A 26,625-nucleotide genomic window follows, 5' to 3' on the forward strand; every position below is an offset into this window, starting at 1 on the left:
CAATGCCCGCATCGCCCGTGCCCGCGCCCCGCTTCGACATGACCGTCTCCCGCTCGCAATTGCTCGCCACCCTGAACGCCGAACTGCAGCCCGAGCGCTTTCGCGACTACGGCCCCAACGGCCTGCAGGTGGAAGGGCGCGCGGAGATCGGCACGCTGGTCAGCGGCGTCACCGCCAGCCGCGCGCTGATCGACGCCGCCATCGCGGCCGGCGCCGACGCCATCCTGGTGCACCACGGCCTGTTCTGGCGCGGCCAGGACGGCACCGTCACCGGCTGGATGAAGCAGCGCCTGCAGCGCCTGCTGGCGCACGACATCAACCTGTTCGCCTACCACCTGCCGCTGGACGCGCACCCCACGCTGGGCAACAACGCGCAGCTGGGCGCGCGCCTGGGCCTGCAGGCCACGGGGCGCTTCGGCGAGCAGGAGCTGGGCTTCATCGGCCGGCCCGCCGACGGCGTGCCGCTGCAGGATGCGGCGGCCCTGGCCCGTCGCCTGGAATCCGTGTTGAATCGGCCTGTTACGCAGGTGGGACAGGCGCAAGCAGCTATTGAAACAATAGCTTGGTGCAGCGGCGGCGCGCAGGGCTACTTCGAGGCTGCCATTGCCGCCGGCGCGCAAGCCTTCATCACCGGCGAAATCTCCGAGCCGCAGGCGCACCTGGCACGCGAGTGCGGGGTGCTGTTCTACGCGGGCGGCCACCACGCCACCGAGCGCTACGGCGCGCCTGCGCTGGGCGCGCACGTGGCGGCGCAGTTGGGCATCGCCCATCGCTTCATCGACATCGACAACCCCGCCTGATTTTTTTCTTCGGACATGTCTCGCGCCGCTTCTTCCGCCCCCGGCTTCGCCCGGCCGATCGCCATCACCCTGGGCGACGCCGCCGGCATCGGCCCCGAAATCATCGCCAAGGCCTTTCGCGATGCGCCCGAGCTGCTGGCGGGCTGCTTCGTGGTCGGCGACGTGGCGCTGCTGCGCCGCGCCGCCGGCTGGGTGCAGGCCGGCGGCGTGAGCCTGCCGGTGGCGCAGATCACCGAGCCGCGGCAGGCCCTGCAGGCGCCGCCGCGCTGCGTGCCCGTGCTGCAGCCGGGGCCGCCCGTGGCCCTGCCCGAGCCCGGCCGCATCAGCGCCGCGGCCGGCCGGCTGGCGGGCGACTGCGTGGTGTGGGCGGCGCGCGCCGCGCTGCGCGGCGAGGTGTCGGCCCTGGTGACGGCGCCGCTGCACAAGGAGGCGCTGGCCGCCGCCGGCGAGCCGTATGCACGCTACCCCGGCCACACCGAGCTGCTGCAGGCGCTGGCGGCCGAGCACGCGGGCGTGCCGGTGTCGGCCATGCCGGTGCGCATGATGCTGGCCAACGACGAGCTGCGTACCGTGCTGGTGAGCATCCACGTGTCGCTGCACGAGGCGATCGCCCTCGTAACCGAAAGCAACGTCCTGCAGAGCCTGCGGATTGCGCACCAATCTGTTGGTGCCGCGCTACACCGGGCGCCGCGCATCGCGGTGGCCGGGCTGAACCCGCATGCGGGCGAGGGCGGGCTGTTCGGGCGCGAGGAGATCGAGGCCATCGCGCCGGCCATCGCCCGCGCCCGCGCCGAGGGCATCGACGCGCAGGGACCCTTCGCGCCCGACACCGTGTTCATGCGCGCGCGCGGCGGCGCCGAGTTCGACCTGGTGCTGGCGATGTACCACGACCAGGGCCTGATCCCGGTGAAATACCTGGGCGTGGAGCGCGGCGTCAACGTCACCCTGGGGCTGCCGCTGGTGCGCACCAGCCCCGATCACGGCACGGCCTTCGATCTGGCCGGCACGGGCCGCGCCGATGCCGGCAGCCTGCTGGCGGCGCTGCGCATGGCGCGCCAGCTGGTCGAATGAAAAACGCCCGTCGCGCAGAGCGGACGGGCGCCGGCAGCTATGAATAAAGGGGCGACTGACTCTTGCCTTGTCAGCGCTTCAGGCTGTCGCGGATTTCGCGCAGCAACTGGATGTCCTCCGGCGGCGCGGCGGGCGCGGGCGCGGGTTCTTCCTTCTTCAGGCGGTTCATCTGCTTGACCATCATGAAGATGATGAAGGCCAGGATGATGAAGTTGACCAGGATGGTGATGAAGTTGCCGTAGGCGAACACCGCGCCGGCCTTCTTGGCCTCGGCCAGCGCCAGGCCTGCGGGCTGGCCCGACAAGGGGATGTAGTAGCTGGAAAAGTCCAGCCCGCCGAACAGCTTGCCGACCACCGGCATGATCAGGTCGCCGACGATCGAGTCGACGATCTTGCCGAATGCGCCGCCGATGATCACGCCGACCGCCAGGTCCATGGCGTTGCCCTTGACGGCGAACTCGCGAAACTCTTGCATCATGCCCATGGTGAAACCTCCTGAGTTGTTGAACGGATGGCCAGTATTGCGCGCCGTCAGGGAATGTCAATCCGGGCGGCCCGGCGCGGCGCATGTGGCCGCCACACCGCACGGGGGGCCAAGTTGCTCCGCTACAATCCTTGGCTGGTTCGCATAAAAAAACACATCCCTGCCGATTCAGAGGACAGCCATGAGTGACGCTCCACCCAGCAATTTCACCCCTGCGCCCATGGACAGCAGCAAACGCACCTGGCTGATTGCTTCGGGTTGCGCTGGCGCTGTGGGTACCGTGGCCCTGGCCACCCCGTTTGTCGAGAGCTTTTCGCCGTCCGAGCGTGCCAAGGCCGCCGGCGCGCCCGTTGAGGTGGACATCTCCGCCCTGCAGCCGGGCGAGCGCATGATCGTCGAATGGCGCGGCCAGCCGGTGTGGGTGTTCAAGCGCACGCCCGAGATGCTGGCCACGCTCAAGACCACCGACAGCGAGGTGGCCGACCCGCTGTCCAAGCGCACCGACTTTCCGACGCCGGTGTGGGCGCAAAACGAAGACCGTGCGCCCGAGGCCCACAAGGACATCCTGGTAGTGGTGGGCATCTGCACGCACCTGGGCTGCTCGCCGGTCGAGAAGTTCAAGGCCGGCCCCCAGCCCTCGCTGCCCGACAACTGGGTGGGCGGCTTCTTCTGCCCCTGCCACGGCTCGACCTTCGACTTCTCGGCGCGCGTGTTCAAGAACAAGCCGGCTCCGGCCAACCTGCTGGTGCCGCCCTACACCTACCTGTCCGACACCCGCTTGCTGATCGGCGAAGACAAGAAAGCATAAGAGGCGGTCATGGCTGAATTCAAGGAAATCTCCCCGAACGCATCCGCCGGTGCCAAGCTGTACAACTGGCTGGACAACCGCTTCCCGACCCTGTTTGCGGAATACCGCAAGCACATGTCGGAGTACTACGCGCCCAAGAACTTCAACTTCTGGTATTTCTTCGGCTCGCTGGCGCTGCTGGTGCTGGTGATCCAGGTGGTCACCGGCATCTTCCTGGTGATGCACTACAAGCCCGACGCGGCCAAGGCCTTCGAGTCGGTCGAATACATCATGCGCGACGTGCCGGGCGGCTGGTTCATCCGCTACATGCACTCGACGGGGGCCTCGGCCTTCTTCATCGTGGTGTACCTGCACATGTACCGCGGCCTGATCTACGGCAGCTACCGCAAGCCGCGCGAGCTGGTGTGGGTGTTCGGCTGCGCCATCTTCCTGTGCCTGATGGCCGAGGCCTTCATGGGCTACCTGCTTCCCTGGGGCCAGATGTCCTACTGGGGCGCGCAGGTGATCGTCAACCTGTTCTCGGCCATACCGTTCATCGGGCCCGACCTGTCGCTGCTGATCCGCGGCGACTACGTGGTGGGCGATGCCACGCTCAACCGCTTCTTCAGCTTCCACGTCATCGCCGTGCCGCTGGTGCTGATCGGCCTGGTGGTGGCGCACCTGCTGGCGCTGCACGACGTGGGCTCCAACAACCCCGACGGCATCGAGATCAAGAAGGGCCCCAAGGGCAACCGCTGGTCGCCCGACGCGCCGACCGACGGCGTTCCGTTCCACCCCTACTACAGCGTGCACGACATTGTGGGCGTGGGCGTGTTCCTGATGATCTACTTCGCGGTGCTGTTCTTCGCGCCGGAGATGGGCGGCTACTTCCTGGAGTACAACAACTTCATCCCGGCCGATCCGCTGGTCACGCCCGCGCACATCGCGCCGGTGTGGTATTTCACGCCCTTCTATTCGATGCTGCGCGCCACCACCGACACCATGGTCAACGTGCTGAGCCTGATCGTGGCGCTGGCCACCGTGCTGGCCTGGCTCAAGGGCCGCGGCTCGATGAAGTCCAAGATCATCCTGACCGTGGCGGCCATCGTCGGCATCGTCCTGCTCAAGACCTTCGATCCCAAGTTCTGGGGCGTGATCGTCATGGGCGGCTCGGTCATCATCCTGTTCTTCCTGCCCTGGCTGGACCGCAGTCCCGCGCGCTCGATCCGCTATCGCCCCGACTGGCACAAGACGGTGTACGCGGTCTTCATCATCTGGTTCATCGTGCTGATGATTCTGGGCATCATGGTGCCGGGCCCGATCTTTTCGCAGCCCTCGCTCGAATGGCTGACCAACGAGCGCGTGGCGCTGGTGGGCACGCTGGTGTATTTCGGCTTCTTCCTGCTGATGCCGTGGTGGAGCCAGCTGGGCACGCCCAAGCCGGTGCCCGATCGCGTGACCTTCAAGCCCCATTGATGCCGGCCGGAGTACAACAACCATGACCATGTGGAAAAAGATCATCCTCGGGCTGACTCTGGCGCTGGGACTTGGCGCCGCCGCGCAGGCGTCCACCGGCGGCATTTCGTGGGACAAGGCGCCCGGCAAGCTGGACGACAACGCCTCGCTGCAGCGCGGCGCCAAAATCTTCGTCAACTACTGCCTGAGCTGCCACTCGGCGGCCTTCATGCGCTTCAACCGCCTGCAGGACATCGGCCTGACCGACGATGAAATCAAGGACAACCTGCTGTTCGTGGGCAGCAAGGTCGGCGACATGATGAAGGCCGCCATCGACCCGGTCGAGGCAAAGGCCTTTTTCGGCGCCAACCCGCCCGACCTGACCCTGGTCGCGCGCTCGCGCTCGGGCGCGGGCGGCACCGGCGCCGACTACCTCTACACGCTGTTTCGCACCTACTACCGCGACGACTCGCGCCCCACGGGCTGGAACAACCTGGCTTTCCCCAACATCGGCATGCCGCACCCGCTGTGGCAGCTGCAGGGCGAGCGCAAGCCGATCTACCACACGGTCGAGTCGCACGGCAAGGAAGAGCACAGCTTCAGCGGCCGCTGGGAGCAGGTCACGCCCGGCACCCTGACGCCGCTGCAGTACGACCAGACCGTGGCCGACCTGGTCAACTTCCTCAAGTGGATGAGCGAGCCGGCCCAGTCCAAGCGCGTGCAGATCGGGGTGTGGGTGCTGATCTTCCTGGCCCTGTTCACGCTGATTTCGTGGCGCCTGAATGCGGCGTACTGGAAAGACGTCAAATAAAGCACATCAATCATCCGGGCGCCCGCGCCCGGGCATTTTTTCGGAGTGGGGCGCGCCCGGCTGTCGGTGCGCTTCCACTCCTTCGGTTTTAAGGAGTTGACCTGCCATGATGGTGCTGTATTCAGGAACCACCTGCCCGTTCTCGCATCGCTGCCGCTTCGTGCTGTTCGAGAAGGGCATGGACTTCGAGATCCGCGACGTCGATCTCTACAACAAGCCCGAGGACATCAGCGTGATGAACCCCTACGGGCAGGTGCCGATCCTGGTCGAGCGCGACCTGATCCTGTACGAGTCGAACATCATCAACGAGTACATCGACGAGCGCTTCCCGCACCCGCAGCTGATGCCGGGCGACCCGGTGGACCGCGCGCGCGTGCGCCTGTTCCTGCTCAATTTCGAGAAGGAGCTGTTCACGCACGTCAGCGTGCTGGAAAACCGCGCCGCGCGCAGCAACGAAAAGGCGCTGGAGAAGGCGCGCGGCAACATCCGCGACCGGCTCACCCAGATGGCCCCGGTGTTCCTGAAGAACAAGTTCATCCTGGGCGACAACTTCTCGATGCTGGACGTGGCGCTGGCGCCCCTGCTGTGGCGCCTGGACTACTACGGCATCGACCTGTCCAAGAACGCCGCGCCCCTGCTCAAGTACGCCGAGCGCATCTTCTCGCGCCCGGCCTACATCGAGGCGCTCACGCCCTCCGAAAAGGTGATGCGCAAGTAAGGTCCCCGCCGCGGCAACGACGATGAACGCCCTCGAATCCGCCTCCACCCGCCCGTATCTCATCCGCGCGCTGTACGAATGGTGCGCGGACAACGCGCTCACGCCCTACGTCGCCGTGTTTGCCGACGACAGTGTGCAGGTGCCGCGCGAGTACGTGCAGAACGGTGAGATCGTGCTGAACGTCAGCACCGATGCCACCAGCGGCCTGAAGATCGGCAACGAGTTCATCGAGTTCCGCGCCCGCTTCGGCGGCGTGCCGCGCGAGATCATCGTGCCCATCGACCGCGTGATGGCCATCTACGCGCGCGAAAACGGCCAGGGCATGGCCTTCCCGCTGCAGGCGCGCGCCGCCGCCGCGCCCGGCGTGCCGCCCGCGCCCGCCGCCAGCCCGCTCGGCGTGGTCGAGGCCAGCGCGCCCGAGGGCGGGCCCGACGACACCGAGCCGCCCGGGCCCGCCGCGCCCGACGCGCGCAAGCGCCCCGCGCTCAAGCGCATCAAGTGAGGGTGCCGCCCGGGATGCGGGCGCCCGTCCTCTAGAATTTCGCCCGTTTGCCGCCTTAGCTCAGTTGGTAGAGCAACCGCCTTGTAAGCGGTAGGTCGTCCGTTCGATTCGGACAGGCGGCACCATCTTTTCGCACTAACGTCCCGCCGCGTCCTGATGCACCCGGATGCGGATGTCGCGCCGCGGGTGGCCGGCGGCCTCCAGCGCCGTGCGCAAGGCCGGCAGCAGCTGCCGGATCTTGGCCGCGGCGGCCGAATGCGGCACCAGCAGGCACCATTCCTCGTCGTCGATCGGCCCGGCCAGCACGGCGCGGCGCAGGGCGGCGGGCAGCAGCGGGCGGATGGTGTCCAGTCGCGCGGCCGAGGCCGCCAGGCGCGCGCGCAGCGGCTGCAGGGCCGCGGCGGCGTCCAGGGCTTGTCCCACCGAGGCGCTGCGATGGGACTTGGGAGGCATGGGCATGGTCGGGGTGCGGCGCCCGGGCGGGCGGTCGCCGATGGGTAGAATGGGGAGCTTGTCGCGACGATGGCCGGCGGGCGCTGCCCGATGTTGTATACGGCGGTTTCGCCCCAATCTTCGCACCATCTTGAACTCACTGGGACCGCTGGTCGCCACTGCCCGGGCGCTGCGCGCGCGGCGGCGACCGCTTACGCATGGCCACGACCTTTCTCACCAAGATTTTCGGCAGCCGCAATGACCGGCTGCTGAAGCAGTATCGCAAAGTCGCCGCCCGCATCAACGCGCTGGAGCCGCAATTCGAGAAGCTCGACGACGAAGCCTTGCGCGGCAAGACGCAGGAGTATCGCGACCGGCTGGCTGCCGGCGAGACGCTGGATGAGCTCCTGCCCGAGGCCTTCGCCACCGTGCGCGAGGCCTCCAAGCGGGTGATGAAGATGCGCCACTTCGACGTGCAGCTGGTGGGCGGCATGGCGCTGCACGACGGCAAGATCGGCGAGATGCGCACCGGCGAGGGCAAGACGCTGACCGCCACGCTGCCGGTGTACCTGAATGCCCTGGAGGGCAAGGGCGTGCACGTGGTCACCGTCAACGACTACCTGGCCAACCGCGACGCGCAGTGGATGGGCCGGCTGTACAACTTCCTGGGCCTGTCGGTGGGCGTCAACCTGCCGCAGATGCCGCGCGAGGAAAAGCAGGCCGCCTACAACGCCGACATCACCTACGGCACCAACAACGAATACGGCTTCGACTACCTGCGCGACAACATGGTCTATGAGACCACCGACCGCGTGCAGCGCAAGCTGCACTACGCCATCGTCGACGAGGTGGACTCGATCCTGATCGACGAGGCGCGCACGCCGCTGATCATCAGCGGCCAGGCCGAGGACCACACCGCCATGTACGTGGCGATGAACCAGGTGGCGCCGCTGCTGGTGCGCCAGGAGGGCGAGGCCGACCCGCGCACCGGCGAGGGCGTGACCAAGCCGGGCGACTTCACGGTCGACGAGAAGGCGCACCAGATCTACCTGACCGAGCAGGGCCACGAGACCGCCGAGCGCGTGCTGGCCGAGCGCGGCCTGATCGCCGAGGGCGCGAGCCTGTACGACGCGGCCAACATCGCTCTGATGCACCACCTGTACGCGGCACTGCGCGCGCATTACCTGTACCACCGCGACCAGCACTACGTGGTGCAGCCCGGCGAGCAGGGGCCCGAGATCGTGATCGTCGACGAGTTCACCGGCCGCCTGATGAGCGGGCGCCGCTGGAGCGAGGGCCTGCACCAGGCGGTGGAGGCCAAGGAAGGCGTGCCGATTCAGGCCGAGAACCAGACCCTGGCCTCGATCACCTTCCAGAACTACTTTCGCCTCTACGGCAAGCTGGCGGGCATGACGGGCACGGCCGACACCGAGGCCTACGAGTTCCAGGAAATCTACGGCCTGGAAACCGTGGTCATTCCGCCCAACAAGCCGCCCAAGCGCGACGACCAGCTCGACCGCGTCTACAAGACCACGCCCGAGAAGTACAACGCCGCCATTGCCGACATCCGCGAATGCTACGAGCGCGGCCAGCCGGTGCTGGTGGGCACCTCCTCGATCGAGAACTCCGAGATCATCGCCGACCTGCTGGACAAGGCCAAGCTGCCGCACCAGGTGCTCAACGCCAAGCAGCACGCGCGCGAGGCCGACATCGTGGCGCAGGCCGGCCACTCGAAGATGATCACCATCGCCACCAACATGGCCGGACGCGGCACCGACATCGTGCTGGGCGGCAACGTCGAGAAGGCCATCGAGGCGCTGCAGCAGGACGCCAGCCTGGACGAGGCCGCGCGCGCCGCCCGCGCCGCCGACATGCGCGCGCAGTGGCAAAAGGACCACGAGCAGGTCGTCGCCCTGGGCGGCCTGCGCATCATCGCCACCGAGCGGCACGAGAGCCGTCGCATCGACAACCAGCTGCGCGGCCGCTCGGGCCGCCAGGGCGACCCGGGATCCTCGCGCTTTTACCTGAGCCTGGACGACCCGCTGATGCGCATCTTCGCCGGTGACCGCGTGCGCGCCATCATGGACCGCCTGAAGATGCCCGAGGGCGAGGCCATCGAGGCCGGCATCGTCACGCGCAGCATCGAGAGCGCGCAGCGCAAGGTCGAGGCGCGCAACTTCGACATCCGCAAGCAGCTGCTGGAGTACGACGACGTCTCCAACGACCAGCGCAAGGTGATCTACCAGGAGCGCAACGACATCCTGGACGCCAAGGACCTGACCGAGCAGATCGACGCCTTCCGCGAAGGCAGCATGACCGACCTGGTGCGCCAGTACGTGCCCGCCGAGTCGGTCGAGGAGCAGTGGGACATCCCCGGCCTGGAAAAGACCCTGGCCGAGCAGTGGCAGATCGCGCTGCCACTGGCGCAGGAGGTCGAGGCCTCCAGCGCCATCACCGACGAGGACATCGTCGAGAAGGTGGTGGCCGCCGCCAACCAGGCCTACGCCCAGCGGCTGGAGCTGGTGGGGCCCGACAACTACCATCCCTTCGAGCGCGCGGTGCTGCTGCAAAGCATCGACATGCACTGGCGCGAGCACCTGGCCGCGCTGGACTACCTGCGCCAGGGCATCCACCTGCGCAGCTACGGTCAGAAGCAGCCCAAGCAGGAATACAAGCGCGAGGCCTTCGAGCTGTTCGGCCAGTTGCTGGACGTGGTCAAGAACGATGTCACGCGCACGCTGATGACGGTGCGCATCCAGTCCAGCGAGCAGATCGAGCAGGCCGCGCAGGACTTCGAGGCGCGCGGCGAGCGCTTGAGCAACGTCACCTACACCGCGCCCACCGAAACCGGCGAGGCCGAAAGCGTGCCCGAGGCCGCCGCACGCGGCATGACGGCGGCCGCCGCCGCGGCCGGCGCCGCCGCCGTGCCGCGCGTGGGCCGCAACGATCCCTGCCCCTGTGGCAGCGGCAAGAAATACAAGCATTGCCACGGCGCACTGACATGACCCACCCCCAGTCTCCACACGCTGCGCGTTGTTTCGCCCGGTGCTCGCCGCCGGAGGCGGCGGCCCTTCGGTCTGTCCAGACCTGCGCAGGCAGGTCTGGAGCCGCAGACCTCAGCCCCCTCGAGGGGGCATCGCCTCTGGCCGGGGAGACCCCGGCCACGGCGATCGCTGACCTGGCCTGCTCCGCGGCCATTGGATCGCGCGGTGGCGAGCCCTGGTCTGGCGCCTTGTGCCGCTGAGCCGCAGGATTCGCCCTTTTCTCCCGTTTTTTCTTCTACCCCACCGCCATGCCCGTCAACCTGACCGCCACCGATCCCGCGCAACTCCTTCCGGTCGCCGGCGTGCGACTGGGCGTCACGCAAGCCGGCGTGCGCAAGGCCGGCCGTGACGATTTGACGGTGCTGCTGCTGGACGAGGGCGCCAGCGTGGGCGGCGTGTTCACGCAAAACCGCTTTTGCGCCGCGCCGGTGCAGGTGTGTCGCGAGCATCTGACGGGCGGCGCGCCGATCCGCGCCATCGTCGTCAACACCGGCAACGCCAACGCCGGCACCGGCGAGGACGGCTTGCAGCGCGCGCGCGCCACCTGCGCGGCGCTGGCCGGCCTGCTGCACATCGAGCCGCGCCAGGTGCTGCCGCTGTCCACCGGCGTCATCATGGAGCCGCTGCCGGTCGAGCGCATCGAGGCCGGGCTGCCGGCCGCCATCGCCGCGGCGGGCGCCGATCAATGGGGCCGCGCCGCCAGCGCCATCATGACGACCGACACGGTGCCCAAGGCCTTCAGCACCAAGCTGCGCATCGGCGGCGCCGAGGTCAGCGTCACCGGCATCAGCAAGGGCGCCGGCATGATCCGCCCCAACATGGCCACCATGCTGGGCTTTGTCGCCACCGACGCCTGCATCGCCCCGGCGCTGCTGACGCCGCTGGCGCGCGAGCTGGCCGAGGGCTCGTTCAACCGCGTCACCGTGGATGGCGACACCTCCACCAACGACAGCTTCCTGCTGATCGCCACCCAGCGCGCGGGCCACGCGCCCATCACCTCGCTGGCCTCGGCCGAAGGCCAGGCGCTGAAGGCGGCCCTGCTCGACGTGGCGCGCCGGCTGGCGCAGGCCATCGTGCGCGACGGCGAAGGCGCCACCAAGTTCATCACCGTGCGCGTCGAAGGCGGGCGCGACACCGCCGAATGCCGCCAGGTGGCCTACGCCATCGCGCATTCGCCGCTGGTCAAGACGGCGTTTTTCGCCAGCGATCCCAACCTGGGCCGCATCCTGGCGGCGGTGGGCTACGCCGGCATTCTTGATCTCGACCAGACCCGCATCGACCTGCACCTGGACGACGTGCACGTGGCCACCGGCGGCGGGCGCCACCCCGCGTATCGCGAGGAAGACGGCCAGCGCGTGATGAAGCAGGCCGAGATCACCGTGCGCGTGGGCCTGGGCCGCGGCGCGGCCAGCGACACCGTGTGGACCTGCGATTTGAGCCACGACTACGTCAGCATCAACGCCGACTATCGGTCTTGAATAAATACTACTGATTTGATAGCTGTCGGCGCTTGTTGCATGGGCGCCAGAGGCCAAAATGACTGAAAACCTGACGCGCCTGATGGAACGGGCGGAGCAACTCATCACCCGCATCGAGGCGGTGCTGCCGCAGCCGCTGGGCGCCCCCGACTGGAGCCGGGCTGTGGCCTGGCGCTATCGCAAGCGCGCCTCGGGCATGGGCGTGCTGGAGCCGGTGCGCCATCTGGCCGCGATGCGGCTGGCCGATCTGAAGGAGATCGACGGCCAGAAGGACAAGATCGAGCGCAACACGCGCCAGTTCGTCGATGGCCGGCCGGCCAACAACGTGCTGCTGACGGGCGCGCGCGGCACCGGCAAGTCCTCGCTCATCAAGGCCTGCCTGAATGCCTTTGCGCCGCAGGGCCTGCGCCTGATCGAGGTGGACAAGGCCGACCTGGTGGACCTGCCCGACATCGTCGAGGTGGTGAGCGAGCGGCCCGAGAAATTCATCGTCTACTGCGACGACCTCAGCTTCGACGAGGGCGAGCCCGGCTACAAGGCGCTGAAAAGCATCCTCGACGGCAGCGTGGCGGCCAGCACGCCCAATGTGCTGGTGTACGCCACCAGCAACCGGCGCCACCTGCTGCCCGAGTACATGAAGGAAAACCTCAGCTACACCCACACCGAGGATGGCGAGGTGCACCCCGGCGAGGTGGTCGAGGAAAAGATCTCGCTGTCCGAGCGCTTCGGCCTGTGGGTCAGCTTCTACCCCTTCACCCAGGCCGAATACCTGGCCATCGCGGCCCAGTGGCTGAGCGCCCTGGGCGCCAGCGCCGCGCAGATCGAGGCGGCCCGTCCCGAGGCCCTGGTGTGGGCGCTGGAGCGCGGCTCGCGCTCGGGCCGCGTGGCCTGGCAGTTCGCGCGCGACTTCATGGGTCGCGGCGCGGCGTGAGCGACACCACCATCCGCGCCGACGCCCACCTGCCGCGCCAGGGCACGGCCGCAGGCGGCGCGCGCCCGGTGGTCGAGGTGGCGGTCGGCATCCTGCTGCAGCCCGATGGGCGCTTTCTGCTGACCTCGCGTCCGCCGGGCAAGGTCTACGCCGGCTACTGGGAGTTTCCGGGCGGCAAGCTGGAGCCGGGCGAGAGCGTGGCGCAGGCGCTGGCGCGCGAGCTGCACGAAGAACTGGGCCTGCGCATCGAGCCGGCGTCCGTCAGCCGCTGGCGCGAGCAATTGGTGGACTATCCGCACGCCCTGGTGCGCCTGCATTTTTGCCGCGTCACTGCCTGGCAGGGCGCGCTGCAGATGCGCGAGGGCCAGCAGGCGGCGTGGGAGCGCCTGCCGGTGCGCGTGCAGCCGGTGCTGGCGGGCACGCTGCCGGTGCTGCAGTGGCTGGGCGAGGAAGCGGCCTGCGACAAGCCGCCGACGTGACCGTCTTCTTCAGGCCCTGAGCGCGACTTCAGTGCGGCGGGACGTGCGGCACTGGCGGCGCGGGCGATGGATCGTCGGCGTCCTGCGCCTCGACGCGAAAGCGCTCGTTGGCCCAGTCGCCCAGGTCGTGCAGCTTGCAGCGCTGGCTGCAAAACGGCCGCCAGGGGTTGTCCGCGGCGTAGCGGCTGGGGCCGCCGCAGGCCGGGCAGCGCACGGTGCTTGCGCGGGGCGTTACATCATCGCTCATGCGCAGAGGGCCAGTTCAAACGGCGCGTCGACCCGCTCGGCCTGCAGCTTGCCGTCGGGCTGCATGCGCATCAGCCGCACCGACACCGCCAGGCGGTTGCCGCTGATCTCGGGCACCAGGCCCATCGATTCATCCAGCCGCAGGCGCAGCAACTGGACCGTGCGGCCCTGGGGCAGCCCCATCTGGTACTGGCCGGCGGTCGCCGTCATCATGCGGGGCTTGCCACTGGTGCGCAAAATTTGCAGCAGCAGTGCGATGGCCTGCGCCATCGGCTCCAGCGAGGCGACCCAGCGGTTCAGGTCGGCGCGCCGGTTGGCGGCCTGGCCGTGCTGCCAGGTGTGGTAGGCCGGCAGGTCGAAGCCGCAGGTGCCGCCGGGCATGGCCGCGCGGCTGCGCACGGCCATCAGCCATTCGTGCTCGGTCAGGTCGTGGCCGGGCTTGCCCAGCTGGCTGCTCAATTGGGCGAAGGCACGCTCCAACTGCGTCAGCAGCGCGTCCAGCGACGCCTCGGAAATGGCGGGGTTGCCACGGTAGGCCGCCATCAGGCCCTTTTGCTTTTCCAGGTCCTTCAGCACGTCCGACTTCAGGTCGGCGCGGCTGGTCACGTCCATGACCTCGAACAGGGTCAAGAGGGCGAAGTGGTGATCGAGCGCGCTTTCGCGCTGCAGCAACTGGCCCAGGCGGCCGAACAGGTGTTCCAGCCGGAGGTAGGTGCGAATGCGTTCGTTGAAGGGGTACTCGTACAGGATCACGCGCCGGCTTTCACCATCGAAACCGCAGTTGGGGCCGCGCTGCACCAGCCTTCGCGCACGCCGCACTGCGTAAACTTTATAGAGCCTCGCCTTTGGCGCGCATCATAGCCCGAAGCCCTGGGCCAGAACGCCGATTTGCGCCTGAAGGTCACCCACTGTGACACCTTCGCCGTTGAACAGCACCCAGTCGGCCGCGGCCCGGCGCTGCACGCGCCCGGCCTGGGCGTCGAGGATGGCCTGCACCTGCTCGCGCGGCAGGCCGCTGCGCGCCATCACGCGCTCGATCTGCACGGCGGGCGGGCAGTCCAGCACCAGCACGCGGTCCAGCCGCGCACGCCAGCGCGCGCCGCCCTCGGCCAGCAGCGGAATGTCGAATACCAGCCAGGCGTGGCCGGCCCGATGGGCGGCGCGGGTCTGCTGCTCGATTTCCTGGGCCACCAGCGGGTGGACGATGGCCTCCAACTGCTGGCGCGCGCCCGGGTTGCCGTACACCAGCGCCCGCATGGCGGCGCGGTCCAGCGCGCCGTCGGCGCCGATCAGCCGGGGGCCGAACGCGGCGGCGATGGCCGGCAGGGCCGCGCCATCGGCGGCCGTGGTGGCGCGCGAGATGGCGTCGGCGTCGATCACCGCCGCGCCGCGCGCCGCCAGCAGCGCCGCCACGGTGCTCTTGCCGCTGCCGATGCCGCCGGTCAGGCCCAGATGCAGCGGGGTGCGCGCGGCCATGGCCCTACAAGCCGATCGCGCGCAGGATGCTCGCGGGCCCGAAGATCATGGCCGTCAGGCCGGCCAAGGCCAGGAAGGGGCCGAAGGGCACCACGCCGCCTTCGCGCAGCGAGCGCGTCATCTTCATGGCGATGCCGATCAGCGCGCCGATGACCGAGGCCATCAGGATGATGGGCACCAGCGCCGGCCAGCCGAACCAGGCGCCCAGCGCGGCAAACAGCTTGAAGTCGCCGTAGCCCATGCCTTCCTTGCCGGTGGCCAGCTTGAAGGCCCAGTACACCGCCCACAGCGACAGGTAGCCCGCCACCGCGCCCCACAGCGACTGGGCCAGCGGCACGCCCGTCCAGCCCAGGGCGGCGGCCATCAGGCCGGCCCACAGCAGCGGCAGCGTCAGGTCGTCGGGCAGCAGGGTGGTGTCCCAGTCGATCAGGGTCAGGGCCACCAGCACGGCAGCGAAAAAACACCAGGCCGCCGCCGTGGGCGTGATGCCCCAGCGCCAGGCGCACCAGGCAAACAGCGCGCCGGTGGCCAGCTCGACCAGCGGATAGCGCGCGCCGATGCGGGCGTGGCACTGGGAGCAGCGCCCGCGCAGCGCCAGCCAGCTCAGCACCGGGATGTTCTCGTACCACGCGATCGCGTGGCCGCAGTGCGGGCAGCGCGAGCGCGGCGTGACCAGGTTGAGCGCCGCCTGCTCGGGGGCCGGCTGGCCATGCAGCTCGGCGCATTGCTCGGCCCACTGGCGCTCCATCATCTGGGGCAGCCGGTGGATGACGACGTTGAGAAAGCTGCCGATGAGCAGGCCCAGCACGCCACCGACCGCGGCCTGCAACCACAGCGGCTCCAGCATCAAACCACCTGACCGAGCTTGAAGATGGGCAGGTACATCGAGATCACGATGCCACCGATGACGGTGCCCAGCACCACGATGATGATGGGCTCCATCAGGCTGGACAGGCCGGCCACCATCTCGTCGACCTCGGACTCGTAGAAGTCGGCCGCCTTGCCCAGCATGTGGTCCAGCGAGCCCGACTCCTCGCCGATGGCGCTCATCTGCAGCACCATGCTGGGAAACACGTTGGCGTTGGTCATGGCGGTGGTCAGGCTGGTGCCGGTGGACACCTCCTGCTGGATCTTGTCGGTGGCCAGCTTGTAGACCGAGTTGCCCGAGGCGCCACCGACCGAGTCGAGCGCCTCGACCAGCGGCACGCCGGCGGCGAACATGGTCGACAGCGTGCGCGTCCAGCGCGCGATGACGGATTTTTCGATCAGCTCGCCGAAGATCGGCAGCTTGAGCAGCAGGCGGTCCATGAACATCTGCATCTTCTCGTTGCGCTTCCAGGCCTGCATGAAGAAGTAGAAGCCGAAGCCCAGGCCGCCGAAGATCAGCCACCACCACTTGACGAAGAACTCGCTCATGGCGATCACCATCAGCGTGGGGGTGGGCAGGTCGGCGCCGAAGGAGCTGAACACCTCCTTGAAGGCCGGGATGACGAAGATCATGATGATCGAGACCACCACGAAGGCCACCACCATCACCGCCACCGGGTACATCAGCGCCAACTTGATCTTGGACTTGATCGCCTCGGTCTTCTCCATGTAGGTGGCCAGGCGGTCGAGCAGGCTGTCCAGAATGCCGGCCGCCTCGCCGGCCTCGACCAGGTTGCAGTACAGGCTGTTGAAATAGATCGGGTACTTGCGAAACGCCGCCGACAGCGAGGTGCCGGTCTCGACGTCGGTGCGGATGTCGTTGAGCAGCTTGGTGACGCTGGGGTTGGGGTTGCCGCGCCCGACGATGTCGAAGGCCTGCAGCAGCGGCACGCCGGCCTTCATCATGGTGGCCAGCTGGCGGGTGAAGATGGCGATGTCCCTGGGCTTGATCTTCTTGCCCGAGCGCATGCGGCGCTTCTTGATCTTGGTGACCACGATGCCCTGGCGGCGCAGCGTGGCGTTGACCTGGTTTTCGCCGCCGGCACGCAGCTCGCCGCGCACCACCTTGCCGTTGCGGTCCTTGCCTTCCCATTCGTAGACGGCTTCCTTGACGCCGCTGCGGTTGACGGGCGTGCGGGCCGAGCCGCGGGCGGCGGCGGTGGGAGCGGTGCGTGTTGCCATGAAGGAATGTCTCTCGTGTTGCCGCGCGCGGCTTATTGGTTGGTGACCGCCAGCACTTCCTCGAGCGAGGTGACGCCCAGCTGAACCTTGTGCAGGCCGGCCTCGCGCAGCGAGCGCACGCCTTCGCTGCGCGCCTGCTCGGCGATCTCCAGCGCGCTGCCGTCGGCCAGGATGATGCGCTGCAGTTCCTCGGTGATCGGCATCACCTCGTAGATGCCCACGCGCCCCTTGTAGCCGTTGTTGCAGGCGTTGCAGCCCACCGGGCGGTAGGGCGTCCAGCTGCCATCCACCGCGCTTTCGGCAAAGCCGGCGTCGATCAGCGCCTCGTGCGGGATGTCGGCCGGCTGCTTGCACTTGGCACACAGCCGGCGCGCCAGGCGCTGGGCGGTGATCAGGATCACGCTGGACGCGATGTTGAACGGCGCGATGCCCATGTTGCGCATGCGCGTGAGCGTGGTGGGCGCGTCGTTGGTGTGCAGCGTGGACAGCACCAGGTGGCCGGTCTGCGCGGCCTTGATGGCGATGTCGGCGGTCTCCAGGTCGCGGATTTCGCCCACCATGATGATGTCCGGGTCCTGCCGCAGGAAGGCGCGCAGGGCGACGGCGAAGGTCAGGCCGGCCTTTTCGTTGACGTTGACCTGGTTGACGCCCGGCAGGTTGATTTCGGACGGGTCTTCGGCGGTGGCGATGTTGACGCCCGGCTTGTTCAGCAGGTTCAGGCAGGTGTAGAGCGACACCGTCTTGCCCGAGCCGGTGGGGCCGGTGACCAGGATCATGCCGTAGGGCCGCTCGATGGCGTGCATCAGGCGCGCCTTTTCCTCCGGCTCGTAGCCCAGGGCGTCGATGCCCATGCGGGCGCTGCTGGGGTCCAGGATGCGGATGACGATCTTTTCGCCGAACAGCGTGGGCAGGGTGCTGACGCGAAAGTCGATCACGCGCTCGGGCCCCACCTTGAGCTTCATGCGGCCGTCCTGCGGGATGCGCTTTTCGGCAATGTCCAGGCGCGAAATGACCTTGATGCGCGAGGCCAGCTTGTCCTTGATGGCCACCGGCGGCGAGACGATTTCCTGCAGCTCGCCGTCGACGCGAAAGCGCACGCGGTAGTTGTGCTCGTAGGGCTCGAAGTGCAGGTCGGAGGCGCCCAGGTTGATGGCGTCGATCAGCACCTTGTGCAGAAACTTGACCACCGGCGCGTCGTCGACCTCGGCCTGCGGGTCGTCGGCCTCGGCCGCCGGGATGTCGGAGCCGAGCGCGGCCTCGTCGAACTCGAAGTCCTTGCCGACGATGCTGTCCATCGAATCGGCCACGGTCTTGCCGTGCTTTTCGACCAGGCGCGCCAGCTTGTCGTATTCGCCGATCACCCACTCGACGCCCGACTGGCTGACGAACTTGAGCTTTTCGGCCGCCTCGTGGTCGGACGGGTCGGCCGTGACCACGATCAGGCGCCCGCCGCGCTTGCTGAGCGCCAGCAGGCGGTATTTGAGCGACAGCTTGACGTCGATCAGGTCGGTCGGCAGGCGCTGCGGGTCGAGCGCGTCGACGTCGATCAGCGGCGCCGAAAAGGCGTGCGCCAGGGTGTGGGCCAGCTCGCTGGCCGACACGGCGCCCGACTCGATCAGCTCGGCAATGTAGGGCCGGCCCGCCGTCTGCGCCTTGCGATGCGCCTCCTCGGCCAGCTTCTGGCTGAACTTGCCGGCCATGACCAGCACCCGGCCCACGCCGGGCAGGGCGGGGGTCAGGGTGTCTTTGAGGTGCGAGTCGGTGACGGCCATCGAAGCAGGGCTGGAACAAATCCAATCTTAACGATCATCGGGCAAGCGTGAACGAATGTAAACGTTCCGGCCGGGCCAAAACGGTCCAAATCGGCCGATTGTGTGCGCCAGTAGACACTTGGGCCGCTGTTGTGCCGCTTGGCCGGCGTCGGCCGGCCTGGCGCCCCCGAAAAGCGAAAATTCAAGTCAAACAGGGCTTTTGCGCAGATGTAGAAAGCGCGAGCAGCTATCAATAAAATAGTAAATCGCCTCAACCGGGCCAGACCCGCAGCAAGACCACCGTCATCACCAGGTAGCGCGCGAACTTGCCCGCCAGCATCCAGGCCGCGCAGGGGCCCGGCGGCAGGCGCAGCCAGCCGGCCACGGCGCACAGCGGATCGCCGATGACGGGCAAGAAGGACAGAAAGCAGGCCGGCGGGCCGATGCGCTGCAGCCAGTCGAGCGCGCGCAGGTGGGTGGTCGAGTGGCGGTATTTGTCCACCACGTGGTGTGCGCCCAGGCCCATCCACCAGGTCAGCATGCCGCCCAGGGTGTTGCCCAGCGTGGCCACGCCGATGGCGGGCCAGAACAGCTGCGGGCTGAGCTTGATCAGGCCGAACACCGCCGGCTCCGAGCCCAGCGGCAGCAGCGTGGCCGACACGAAGGCGACCACGAACACCGTCGACAGGCCGTACTGGGGCAGCGCCAGCGCCTGCAGCAGGGAGTGAAACCAGGCGTCCATCAGGGCGGCAAGTGTAGGCGCAGGGGCCGGAGCGATGTCACGTTTCGATTGCTGAAAATATGAGCAGCTAGAATTCTGCCTCCCACTGCCGCAGCCTGCGCCGGCAGCGCGCCCCCGCGATGCAGATCGGCCCTTACACCCTCCCCAACGCCTTGTTCGTCGCCCCCATGGCGGGGGTGACGGACCGGCCGTTTCGCCAGCTGTGCCGCGCCTTCGGCGCCGGCTATGCGGTGAGCGAGATGGTGACCTCGCGCAAGGATTTGTGGCACACGCTCAAGACCTCGCGCCGCGCCGACCACGCCGGCGAGCCGGGGCCGATCGCGGTGCAGATCGCCGGCACCGACGCCGCCATGCTGGCCGAGGCCGCGCGCTACAACATCGAGCGCGGCGCGCAGATCATCGATATCAACATGGGCTGCCCGGCCAAGAAGGTGTGCGACAAGTGGGCCGGCAGCGCGCTGATGCGCGACGAGCCGCTGGCGCTGTCCATCGTCGAAGCGGTGGTGGCCGCCTGCGCCCCGCACGGCGTGCCGGTGACGCTGAAGATGCGCACCGGCTGGTGCGCGCAGGTGAAGAACGCGCTGGCCATCGCCCGCGCGGCCGAGCAGGCCGGCGTGCAGATGTTGACGGTGCACGGCCGCACACGCGAGCAGGGCTATCGCGGCGAGGCCGAATACGAGACCATTGCCGCCGTCAAGGCCGCGCTGCGCATTCCGGTGGTGGCCAACGGCGACGTCGATTCGCCCGCCAAGGCGCGCGCGGTGCTGGCCGCCACCGGTGCCGACGCGCTGATGATCGGCCGCGCCGCCCAAGGCCGGCCCTGGATCTTCCGCGAGGTGGCGCACTTTCTGGCCACCGGCGAGCCGCTGGCGCCGCCGCTGGTGCTGGAGGTGCGCCGCGCCCTGCTGGGCCATCTGCAGGACCACTACGCGCTGTATGGCGAATTCAGCGGCGTGCGCTCGGCGCGCAAGCACATTGGCTGGTATGTTCGGGCGCTGCCGGGCGGCGAAGCCTTTCGCGCCCGCATGAACGCCATCGAGACCGCGGCCGAGCAGTGGCAGGCCGTGGCGGATTTTTTCGACCAGCTGGCGGCGGCGCACGAACGCCTGCCGCAGGCCGGCGCCGGCGCATGCGCCGGCCAGGGGGCGGTGGAGGCCCCGTTGCAACCATGAACAAGAATGCCAGTCCCATCGAGCACAGCGTGCGCGCCAGCCTGGAAGCCTACTTCCGCGACCTGGACGGCACCGAGCCCGACGGCCTGTACGACATGCTGATCCGGGCCGTCGAAAAGCCCCTGCTGGACGTGGTGATGCATCACGCCGGCCACAACCAGAGCCGCGCCGCCGAATGGTTGGGGATGAACCGCAACACCCTGCGCAAGAAGCTCATCGAGCACCGCCTGGTGACCCTCGAAAAATCCTGAATCCATAGCTGCTCGCACTTGCTGCATGCGGGCCAGACCCGTTTTTGACTTGAAATTTCGCTGCCCATGACCACTGCGCTGATATCCGTTTCCGACAAGACCGGCGTGCTTGAATTCGCCCAGGCCCTGCACGCGCTGGGCGTGCGCCTGCTGTCCACCGGCGGCACCGCCAAGCTGCTGCAGGGCGCCGGCCTGCCCGTCACCGAGGTGGCCGAGCACACCGGTTTTCCCGAGATGCTGGACGGCCGCGTGAAGACGCTGCACCCCAAGATCCACGGCGGCCTGCTGGCGCGGCGCGACCTGCCCGAGCACGTGGCGGCGCTGCTGCAGCATGGCATCGACACCATCGACCTGCTGGTGGTCAACCTCTACCCCTTCGAGGCCACGGTGGCCAAGCCCGGCTGCACGCTGGCCGACGCGATCGAGAACATCGACATCGGTGGCCCGGCCATGGTGCGCAGCGCGGCCAAGAACTGGCGCGACGTGGCGGTGCTGACCGACGCGTCGCAATACGCCGGCGTGCTGGCCGAGTTGCAGGCCGGCGCCATCAGCCTGAAGACCAAATTCGCCCTGTCGGTGGCCGCCTTCAACCGCGTGAGCGACTACGACGGCGCCATCAGCGACTACCTGTCTGCTATCGAGTTCGATGCTGCCGGCGCCGATGCAGTGCCGGCCAGAGGCCTTTTTCCTGCGCACAGCAACGGCCGCTTCGTCAAGCTGCAGGATTTGCGCTACGGCGAGAACCCGCACCAGCAGGCCGCCTTCTACCGCGACCTTTACCCCGCGCCCGGCTCGCTGGTGACGGCGCGGCAGCTGCAGGGCAAGGAGCTGTCCTACAACAACATCGCCGACGCCGACGCGGCCTGGGAATGCGTCAAGCAGTGGAGCACGCCGGCCTGCGTCATCGTCAAGCACGCCAACCCCTGCGGCGTGGCGCTGGGCGGCACGGCGCTGCAGGCCTATCAGAAAGCCTTCCAGACCGACCCCACCAGCGCCTTCGGCGGCATCATCGCCTTCAACGTGCCGGTGGACGGCGCGGCGGCCGAGGCGCTGGGCAAGCAGTTCGTCGAGGTGCTGCTGGCGCCGGCCTTCACGTCCGAGGCGCTGGCGGTGCTGCAGGCCAAGGCCAATGTGCGGGTGCTGCAGATCGCGCTCGACGGCGTGCAGCGCGACGGCGCCAGCGCCTGGGCGCGCGGCCACAACGCGGTGGAGGTCAAGCGCGTCGGCTCGGGCCTGCTGATGCAGACCGCCGACTTTCACGAGCTGCAGGCCAGCGAGCTGAAGGTGGTGACGAAGAAGCAGCCCACGCCCGAGCAGCTGCAGGACCTGCTGTTTGCCTGGCGGGTGGCGCAGTACGTCAAGAGCAATGCCATCGTCTTCTGCGGCAAGGGCATGACCCTGGGCGTGGGCGCGGGGCAGATGAGCCGGCTCGACTCGGCGCGCATCGCCAGCATCAAGGCCGAGGCGGCCGGCCTGTCACTGCAGGGCTCGGCGGTGGCCAGCGATGCCTTCTTCCCGTTCCGCGATGGGCTGGACGTGGTGATCGACCACGGCGCCGCCTGCGTCATCCAGCCCGGCGGCTCGATGCGCGACGCCGAGGTCATCGCCGCCGCCGACGAGCGCGGCGTGGCGATGGTGTTCAGCGGCGTGCGGCATTTCCGGCACTGATTCCCAGTCGCGATCAACGTGTCGAGAGCCCACGACGGGCGGTGGCGCGCCAAGGGGCGTGGGTGGGCAGCTCCGCTCCTGTCCCCCGCTGTCCGTCTGCGACGGCCATCTCCACCTTGACCCTGCTGCGCTGCCCACCCAAGCCCCTTGGCAGGCAGCGGCGGTCACACACCCGGTGGCACGTTCAGTCAGCGACGCCTCGGATCCCGTCGTCGGGGTGCCCGGCGCAGTGAAGTGAAGGCGGAGCCGGCCGCAGGCCGGCGGGGGACATGAACGGAGCCGGGCGCCCCGACGGCGGGATCCCGCCCCACAGCTGGCAAGTTTTGCCTTTTCGAATGCGAAGCCGTACGAGCCCGATTCAACCGCAAAATTGGCTGCCAGCGCTTTTCCATCAAGCGCAAGCAGCTACTAAAATCATAGTAAGCGAAACACCTCGGCCGCGGCGTCGATGGTGGCGGCTATGTCGGCCTCGCCGTGCGCGGCGCTGACAAAACCCGCTTCGTACAGCGCCGGCGCGATGTACACGCCGCGATCGAGCAGGCCATGAAAGAGCGTGTTGAAGCGCGCGCCGTCGCTCTGCATCACCTCGCCGTAGTTGCGCGGCAGCTCGCGCAGCAGGAAGAAGCCGAACATGCCGCCCTCGCTGTCGGCGGCAAAGGGCACGCCGGCCTTCAGCGCGGCCGCCTTCAGGCCGTCGACCAGGCGGTGCGTCTTGGCCGTGAGGGCGTCGAAAAAGCCGGGCTTGGTGATCTCGCGCAGCGTGGCCAGGCCGCAGGCCGTGGCCACCGGGTTGCCGGAGAGCGTGCCGGCCTGGTAGACCGGGCCCAGCGGCGCCAGCTGCTCCATCACCGCGCGCTTGCCGCCGAAGGCCGCCAGCGGCATGCCGCCGCCGATCACCTTGCCCAGCACCGTGATGTCGGGCTCGAAGCCCGGGATCGAGCGCGCGTACACGCTTTGCGCGCCACCCAGCGCGACGCGAAAGCCGGTCATCACCTCGTCGTAGATCAAGAGCGCGCCATGCTGGGTGCACAGCTCGCGGCAGCGGCGGGTGAAGTCGACGCTGGCGCGCACGAAGTTCATGTTGCCGGCAATCGGCTCCATGATCAGGCCGGCGATGTGCGGGCCGTGCTCGGCAAAGGCCTGCTCCAGCTGCGCCAGGTTGTTGTATTCGAGCACCAGGGTGTGCTGCACCACCTCGGGCGGCACGCCGGCGCTGGTGGGGTTGCCGAAGGTGGCCAGGCCCGAGCCGGCCTTGACCAGCAGCGCGTCGGCGTGGCCGTGGTAGCAGCCCTCGAACTTGATGATGCGGCTGCGCCCGGTGGCGCCGCGCGCCAGGCGGATGGCGGTCATGCCGGCCTCGGTGCCGCTGCTGACCAGGCGCAGCATCTCCGTGCCGGGGCGCAGCGCGAGGATGGCCTCGGCCAGCTCGATCTCGCGCTCGGTCGGCGCGCCGAAGGAAAAGCCCTCGGTGGCGGCTTTTTGCACGGCCTCCAGCACGGCCGGGTGGCCATGGCCCAAGATCATCGGGCCCCAGGAGCCGATGTAGTCGATGTAGCGCGTGCCGTTGGCGTCCCAGAAGTAGGGGCCCTGCGCGCGCTGCACGAAGCGCGGCGTGCCGCCGACGGCGCGAAAGGCGCGCACGGGCGAGTTGACGCCGCCGGGAATCACGCGGCGCGCGCGTTCCATCAGCCAGTCGTTGCGGTCAGTGTTTGGTGTCATGGATCACTTGGGTCAGGTCGGCGGGCGCCTGCGCGTCATCGGCAGCGCCCGTCGCGGGAGGTTCATCGGCCTCGGCCCAGAACAGCCGGTCGGGCAGGGCGCGGCCCATGCCGGGGCAAAAGCCGTGGTCCAGCGCCTGGTCGAGGTATTGCAGGGCCTCGACCGTGGCCTCGGTCAGGTCCGAGCCCATGGCCAGCAGGCCCGTCAGCGCGGCCGACAAGGTGTCGCCCGCGCCCATGAAGTCGGCCTCGATGCGCTCGAACTCCTGCTGGCACAGCTCGGCCTGGGGCGAGGCCAGCACGCTGCCGATGCGGTCGCCCGGCCGCACCAGGCCCGTCACCAGCACGTAGGACACGCCCAGCTCGGCGGCGGCGCGCGCCAGGTCGGTGGCGTCGGTGTGCCGGCGCGAGGCGGTCTCGGGCAGCAGCCAGTGGCGCAGCGTGGTGTTGTGGCCCACCAGCACCGCCGTCTGCGGCAGCAGCAGCTCGCGCAGCGCGTCCTGGTAGTTGTCGATCTGCTGCTCGTCCCACCACGACAGGTCGGGCATGTAGGTGATCACCGGCAGTTCGGGATAGTCCGACACGAAGGCGGCCACCGCCGCCACCGCCTCGGCGCTGCCGACAAAGCCCACCTTCACCGCCTGCAGCGGCATGTCCTCGGCCAGCAGCTGGGCCTGCTGGGCAATGGCGGCGGCGTCCAGCGCCGCGTGGTCGACCGTCTCGCGGCTGTCGCGCAGGTAACTGCCGGTCATCACCGGCAGCAGATGCGCGCCCACCGAGCCCATCACCAGCGCGTCGCCGCTCAGGCCACCGGCGCCGGTGGGGTCGTTGGCGTTGAAGCCGAGCACGCACACCGGCGCGCCGTCCGACTCGCTCCGGTCGTCCGAACTGTCGCGCTCGTGCGACGTCTCGGGGGAGGTCAAACCCGACATGGGCCGCCCGAAGCGTGATTTTTGCCACAGGGCAGGCCCTGTGACGCGGCTTCCGTAGATACAATCGATTGCATTTGATGTGGTCGCACTTTAGTATTAGGCAACGTGACGCGATCGGCCTTGGCGTCGCATGGAATGCACACCCGCGCATCCATCGGCCGGTTCGGCCATGGTATCGCGTTGCGGCCATCGGGCGCGCCGGGCAAGGTCTTGAGCAGCAGGCGCGCCGATGGGCGCCGGGCAGATGTCAGACCGGGAGAAACGCTTGAATTCGACGCTATCCATGAAAGTTCTGGTCATCGACGACAGCAACACCATCCGGCGCAGCGCGGAGATCTTTCTCAAGCAGGGCGGCCATGAGGTGACGCTGGCCGAGGACGGCTTCGATGCCCTGTCCAAGGTGGGCGACAGCCTGCCCGACCTGATCTTCTGCGACATTCTGATGCCGCGCCTGGACGGCTACCAAACCTGCGCCATCATCAAGCGCAACGAAAAGTTCGCCGCCACGCCCGTGGTGATGCTGTCGTCCAAGGACGGCGTGTTCGACAAGGCGCGCGGGCGCATGGTCGGCTCGCAGGACTACCTGACCAAACCCTTTACCAAAGACCAGTTGCTGCACGCCGTCAAGCAGTACGGCGCCAGCCAAGGAGAGGCTTGAATGCCCATTCGCAGTGTATTGATCGTCGACGATTCGAAAACCGAGCTGATGTCCCTGAGCGAAATGCTCAAGGGCGAGGGCTTTGCGGTGACCACGGCCGAGAACGCCGAGGACGCGCTGGCCCAGCTGGAGCGCCACAAGCCGGACCTGATCCTGATGGACGTGGTGATGCCGGGCAAGAACGGCTTTCAGCTGACCCGCGCGATCACGCGCGATCCGCGCTTTGCCGACGTGCCGGTCATCCTGTGCACCAGCAAGAACCAGGAAACCGATCGCGTCTGGGGCATGCGCCAGGGCGCGCGCGACTACATCGTCAAGCCGGTCGATCGCGTCGATCTGCTCGGCAAGATCAAGCAGCTGGGCTGATCATGGCCGGCAAGCAGGCGCTGCGCGAGTTTCAGACCCGGCTGGCCGAGCGGCTGCAGGCCGCGCGCTCGCAGGGCGTGGCCGCGTCGTGGCTGGCGGTGCGTGCGGGCGACGAGCGCCTGCTGGTGCCGCTGAGCCACGCGGCCGAGATCTTTTCCTGGACCGACGTGCAGCGCGTGCCCTATGTCCAGCCCTGGTTCATGGGCGTGGCCAACCTGCGCGGCAACCTGAGCGGCGTGGTCGACCTGGCCGCCTTCCTGCAAGGCCGGGCCAGCGCGCCGCGCTCGGCGCTGGCGCTGGGCCAGTGCCGGCTGATCGGCTTCAATGCGCTGCTGGATGCCAGTTGCGCGCTGCTGGTCGACGAACTGCTGGGCATGCGCACCACCCAGGCCTTCATGCACTCCAGCGCGCGCGCCGCGTCCGACCCCGAGCACTTCGGTCACACCTATGCCGACGCGCAGGGCGACTCCTGGCGTGAACTCAACCTCCAAGCCCTCGCGCAGCAAGCGGCGTTTCTCGAAATAGGCGCGTAAGCCCCTTCATC

The 26,625-nt window shown here is 68.4% G+C and carries 28 protein-coding genes and 1 tRNA gene; 18 read left to right on the plus strand and 11 right to left on the minus strand.

Going from position 1 to position 26,625, the window contains the following annotated elements; all coding sequences use genetic code 11:
* The first annotated feature begins 38 nt into the window (after window positions 1–38).
* Both ACWHMB_RS03920 and pdxA read left to right on the plus strand, forming a co-directional pair.
* Complete coding sequence (locus tag ACWHMB_RS03920) at window positions 39–800, plus strand: Nif3-like dinuclear metal center hexameric protein (RefSeq protein ID WP_293220144.1); 762 nt, start codon at window positions 39–41, stop codon at window positions 798–800.
* Between the two features lie 15 nt (window positions 801–815).
* On the plus strand, window positions 816–1,871 hold the full coding sequence (gene pdxA, locus ACWHMB_RS03925) for a 4-hydroxythreonine-4-phosphate dehydrogenase PdxA (protein ID WP_377482456.1): 1,056 nt from the start codon (window positions 816–818) through the stop codon (window positions 1,869–1,871).
* Window positions 1,872–1,941: 70 nt separating this feature from the next.
* Here pdxA and mscL read toward each other — a convergent pair whose 3' ends face one another.
* The gene (mscL, locus tag ACWHMB_RS03930; RefSeq protein WP_293220138.1) at window positions 1,942–2,355 is read right to left on the minus strand and encodes a large conductance mechanosensitive channel protein MscL; all 414 of its coding nucleotides are present in this window, start codon (window positions 2,353–2,355) and stop codon (window positions 1,942–1,944) included.
* A gap of 220 nt (window positions 2,356–2,575) precedes the next feature.
* Here mscL and petA point away from each other — a divergent pair, with 220 nt between their 5' ends.
* From petA to ACWHMB_RS03960, 6 genes are all read left to right on the plus strand, one after another.
* On the plus strand, window positions 2,576–3,163 hold the full coding sequence (petA, locus tag ACWHMB_RS03935) for a ubiquinol-cytochrome c reductase iron-sulfur subunit (RefSeq protein WP_377482458.1): 588 nt from the start codon (window positions 2,576–2,578) through the stop codon (window positions 3,161–3,163).
* A gap of 9 nt (window positions 3,164–3,172) precedes the next feature.
* Complete coding sequence (locus ACWHMB_RS03940) at window positions 3,173–4,618, plus strand: cytochrome b (protein WP_377482460.1); 1,446 nt, start codon at window positions 3,173–3,175, stop codon at window positions 4,616–4,618.
* 22 nt (window positions 4,619–4,640) lie between these two features.
* Complete coding sequence (locus ACWHMB_RS03945; protein ID WP_293220129.1) at window positions 4,641–5,408, plus strand: cytochrome c1; 768 nt, start codon at window positions 4,641–4,643, stop codon at window positions 5,406–5,408.
* Window positions 5,409–5,514: 106 nt separating this feature from the next.
* Entirely contained in the window at window positions 5,515–6,126 is a 612-nt protein-coding gene (locus tag ACWHMB_RS03950) for a glutathione S-transferase N-terminal domain-containing protein (RefSeq protein WP_377482462.1), read from the plus strand.
* A gap of 22 nt (window positions 6,127–6,148) precedes the next feature.
* A complete protein-coding gene (locus tag ACWHMB_RS03955; RefSeq protein ID WP_377482464.1) occupies window positions 6,149–6,628 on the plus strand; it encodes a ClpXP protease specificity-enhancing factor in 480 nt (159 codons plus the stop codon).
* 49 nt (window positions 6,629–6,677) lie between these two features.
* Window positions 6,678–6,753, plus strand: a tRNA-Thr gene (locus ACWHMB_RS03960).
* Between the two features lie 10 nt (window positions 6,754–6,763).
* Here the strand turns inward: ACWHMB_RS03960 and ACWHMB_RS03965 are convergent.
* Entirely contained in the window at window positions 6,764–7,081 is a 318-nt protein-coding gene (locus tag ACWHMB_RS03965) for a hypothetical protein (protein WP_377482466.1), read from the minus strand.
* Window positions 7,082–7,278: 197 nt separating this feature from the next.
* On the opposite strand from ACWHMB_RS03965, the gene secA reads away from it, so the two are divergent.
* The 4 genes from secA (at window position 7,279) to ACWHMB_RS03985 (ending at window position 12,992) form a co-directional block, all read left to right on the plus strand.
* A complete protein-coding gene (secA, locus tag ACWHMB_RS03970; RefSeq protein WP_377482468.1) occupies window positions 7,279–10,065 on the plus strand; it encodes a preprotein translocase subunit SecA in 2,787 nt (928 codons plus the stop codon).
* A gap of 287 nt (window positions 10,066–10,352) precedes the next feature.
* On the plus strand, window positions 10,353–11,582 hold the full coding sequence (gene argJ / locus ACWHMB_RS03975) for a bifunctional glutamate N-acetyltransferase/amino-acid acetyltransferase ArgJ (RefSeq protein WP_377482470.1): 1,230 nt from the start codon (window positions 10,353–10,355) through the stop codon (window positions 11,580–11,582).
* Window positions 11,583–11,640: 58 nt separating this feature from the next.
* Window positions 11,641–12,513: an ATP-binding protein gene (locus tag ACWHMB_RS03980; RefSeq protein WP_377482472.1), complete on the plus strand. Its 873-nt coding sequence runs from the start codon at window positions 11,641–11,643 to the stop codon at window positions 12,511–12,513.
* Window positions 12,510–12,992 (plus strand): NUDIX domain-containing protein, encoded by a 483-nt coding sequence (locus tag ACWHMB_RS03985; protein ID WP_377482474.1) that lies wholly within the window; start codon window positions 12,510–12,512, stop codon window positions 12,990–12,992. The genes ACWHMB_RS03980 and ACWHMB_RS03985 overlap by 4 nt, the downstream gene beginning before the upstream one ends.
* A 28-nt stretch (window positions 12,993–13,020) precedes the next feature.
* On the opposite strand, the gene ACWHMB_RS03990 is transcribed toward ACWHMB_RS03985, so the two are convergent.
* The 7 genes from ACWHMB_RS03990 to ACWHMB_RS04020 all read right to left on the minus strand — a co-directional run bounded on the left by ACWHMB_RS03990 (window position 13,021) and on the right by ACWHMB_RS04020 (window position 19,316).
* Complete coding sequence (locus ACWHMB_RS03990; RefSeq protein ID WP_377482476.1) at window positions 13,021–13,239, minus strand: DNA gyrase inhibitor YacG; 219 nt, start codon at window positions 13,237–13,239, stop codon at window positions 13,021–13,023.
* Window positions 13,236–13,991: a cell division protein ZapD gene (gene zapD / locus ACWHMB_RS03995; RefSeq protein ID WP_377482957.1), complete on the minus strand. Its 756-nt coding sequence runs from the start codon at window positions 13,989–13,991 to the stop codon at window positions 13,236–13,238. The genes ACWHMB_RS03990 and zapD overlap by 4 nt, the downstream gene beginning before the upstream one ends.
* 102 nt (window positions 13,992–14,093) lie before the next feature.
* Window positions 14,094–14,714, minus strand: coding sequence for a dephospho-CoA kinase (gene coaE / locus ACWHMB_RS04000; RefSeq protein ID WP_377482478.1), 621 nt, complete (start codon window positions 14,712–14,714; stop codon window positions 14,094–14,096).
* A gap of 4 nt (window positions 14,715–14,718) precedes the next feature.
* Window positions 14,719–15,561 (minus strand): prepilin peptidase, encoded by an 843-nt coding sequence (locus ACWHMB_RS04005; RefSeq protein ID WP_377482480.1) that lies wholly within the window; start codon window positions 15,559–15,561, stop codon window positions 14,719–14,721.
* Complete coding sequence (locus tag ACWHMB_RS04010; protein ID WP_447648441.1) at window positions 15,561–16,823, minus strand: type II secretion system F family protein; 1,263 nt, start codon at window positions 16,821–16,823, stop codon at window positions 15,561–15,563. Before ACWHMB_RS04010 ends, ACWHMB_RS04005 begins: the two co-directional genes overlap by 1 nt.
* A 32-nt stretch (window positions 16,824–16,855) precedes the next feature.
* Window positions 16,856–18,595, minus strand: coding sequence for a type IV-A pilus assembly ATPase PilB (pilB, locus tag ACWHMB_RS04015; protein WP_293222994.1), 1,740 nt, complete (start codon window positions 18,593–18,595; stop codon window positions 16,856–16,858).
* 250 nt (window positions 18,596–18,845) lie between these two features.
* Entirely contained in the window at window positions 18,846–19,316 is a 471-nt protein-coding gene (locus ACWHMB_RS04020) for a YqaA family protein (RefSeq protein ID WP_377482484.1), read from the minus strand.
* A 119-nt stretch (window positions 19,317–19,435) separates the two neighbouring features.
* Here ACWHMB_RS04020 and dusB point away from each other — a divergent pair, with 119 nt between their 5' ends.
* The 3 genes from dusB (at window position 19,436) to purH (ending at window position 22,407) form a co-directional block, all read left to right on the plus strand.
* The gene (dusB, locus tag ACWHMB_RS04025; protein ID WP_377482486.1) at window positions 19,436–20,488 is read left to right on the plus strand and encodes a tRNA dihydrouridine synthase DusB; all 1,053 of its coding nucleotides are present in this window, start codon (window positions 19,436–19,438) and stop codon (window positions 20,486–20,488) included.
* Complete coding sequence (locus ACWHMB_RS04030) at window positions 20,485–20,739, plus strand: helix-turn-helix domain-containing protein (RefSeq protein WP_377482488.1); 255 nt, start codon at window positions 20,485–20,487, stop codon at window positions 20,737–20,739. The genes dusB and ACWHMB_RS04030 overlap by 4 nt, the downstream gene beginning before the upstream one ends.
* A gap of 66 nt (window positions 20,740–20,805) precedes the next feature.
* Window positions 20,806–22,407 (plus strand): bifunctional phosphoribosylaminoimidazolecarboxamide formyltransferase/IMP cyclohydrolase, encoded by a 1,602-nt coding sequence (gene purH / locus ACWHMB_RS04035; protein WP_377482490.1) that lies wholly within the window; start codon window positions 20,806–20,808, stop codon window positions 22,405–22,407.
* Between the two features lie 414 nt (window positions 22,408–22,821).
* Here purH and hemL read toward each other — a convergent pair whose 3' ends face one another.
* Together hemL and thiD are read right to left on the minus strand one after the other, a co-directional pair.
* The gene (gene hemL / locus ACWHMB_RS04040; protein WP_377482492.1) at window positions 22,822–24,126 is read right to left on the minus strand and encodes a glutamate-1-semialdehyde 2,1-aminomutase; all 1,305 of its coding nucleotides are present in this window, start codon (window positions 24,124–24,126) and stop codon (window positions 22,822–22,824) included.
* A complete protein-coding gene (thiD, locus tag ACWHMB_RS04045; protein WP_377482494.1) occupies window positions 24,110–25,057 on the minus strand; it encodes a bifunctional hydroxymethylpyrimidine kinase/phosphomethylpyrimidine kinase in 948 nt (315 codons plus the stop codon). Before thiD ends, hemL begins: the two co-directional genes overlap by 17 nt.
* Window positions 25,058–25,340: 283 nt before the next feature.
* Between thiD and ACWHMB_RS04050 the strand changes: the two genes are divergently transcribed.
* Genes ACWHMB_RS04050 through ACWHMB_RS04060 form a run of 3 tightly spaced genes read left to right on the plus strand, consistent with a single transcriptional unit; the run spans window position 25,341 to window position 26,614 of the window.
* A complete protein-coding gene (locus ACWHMB_RS04050; protein ID WP_293223008.1) occupies window positions 25,341–25,715 on the plus strand; it encodes a response regulator in 375 nt (124 codons plus the stop codon).
* Entirely contained in the window at window positions 25,716–26,081 is a 366-nt protein-coding gene (locus ACWHMB_RS04055; RefSeq protein ID WP_377482496.1) for a response regulator, read from the plus strand.
* A gap of 2 nt (window positions 26,082–26,083) precedes the next feature.
* Complete coding sequence (locus ACWHMB_RS04060) at window positions 26,084–26,614, plus strand: chemotaxis protein CheW (RefSeq protein ID WP_377482498.1); 531 nt, start codon at window positions 26,084–26,086, stop codon at window positions 26,612–26,614.
* The last annotated feature ends 11 nt before the right edge of the window (window positions 26,615–26,625 follow it).

The sequence above is a fragment of the Ottowia pentelensis genome (genome assembly GCF_964341695.1).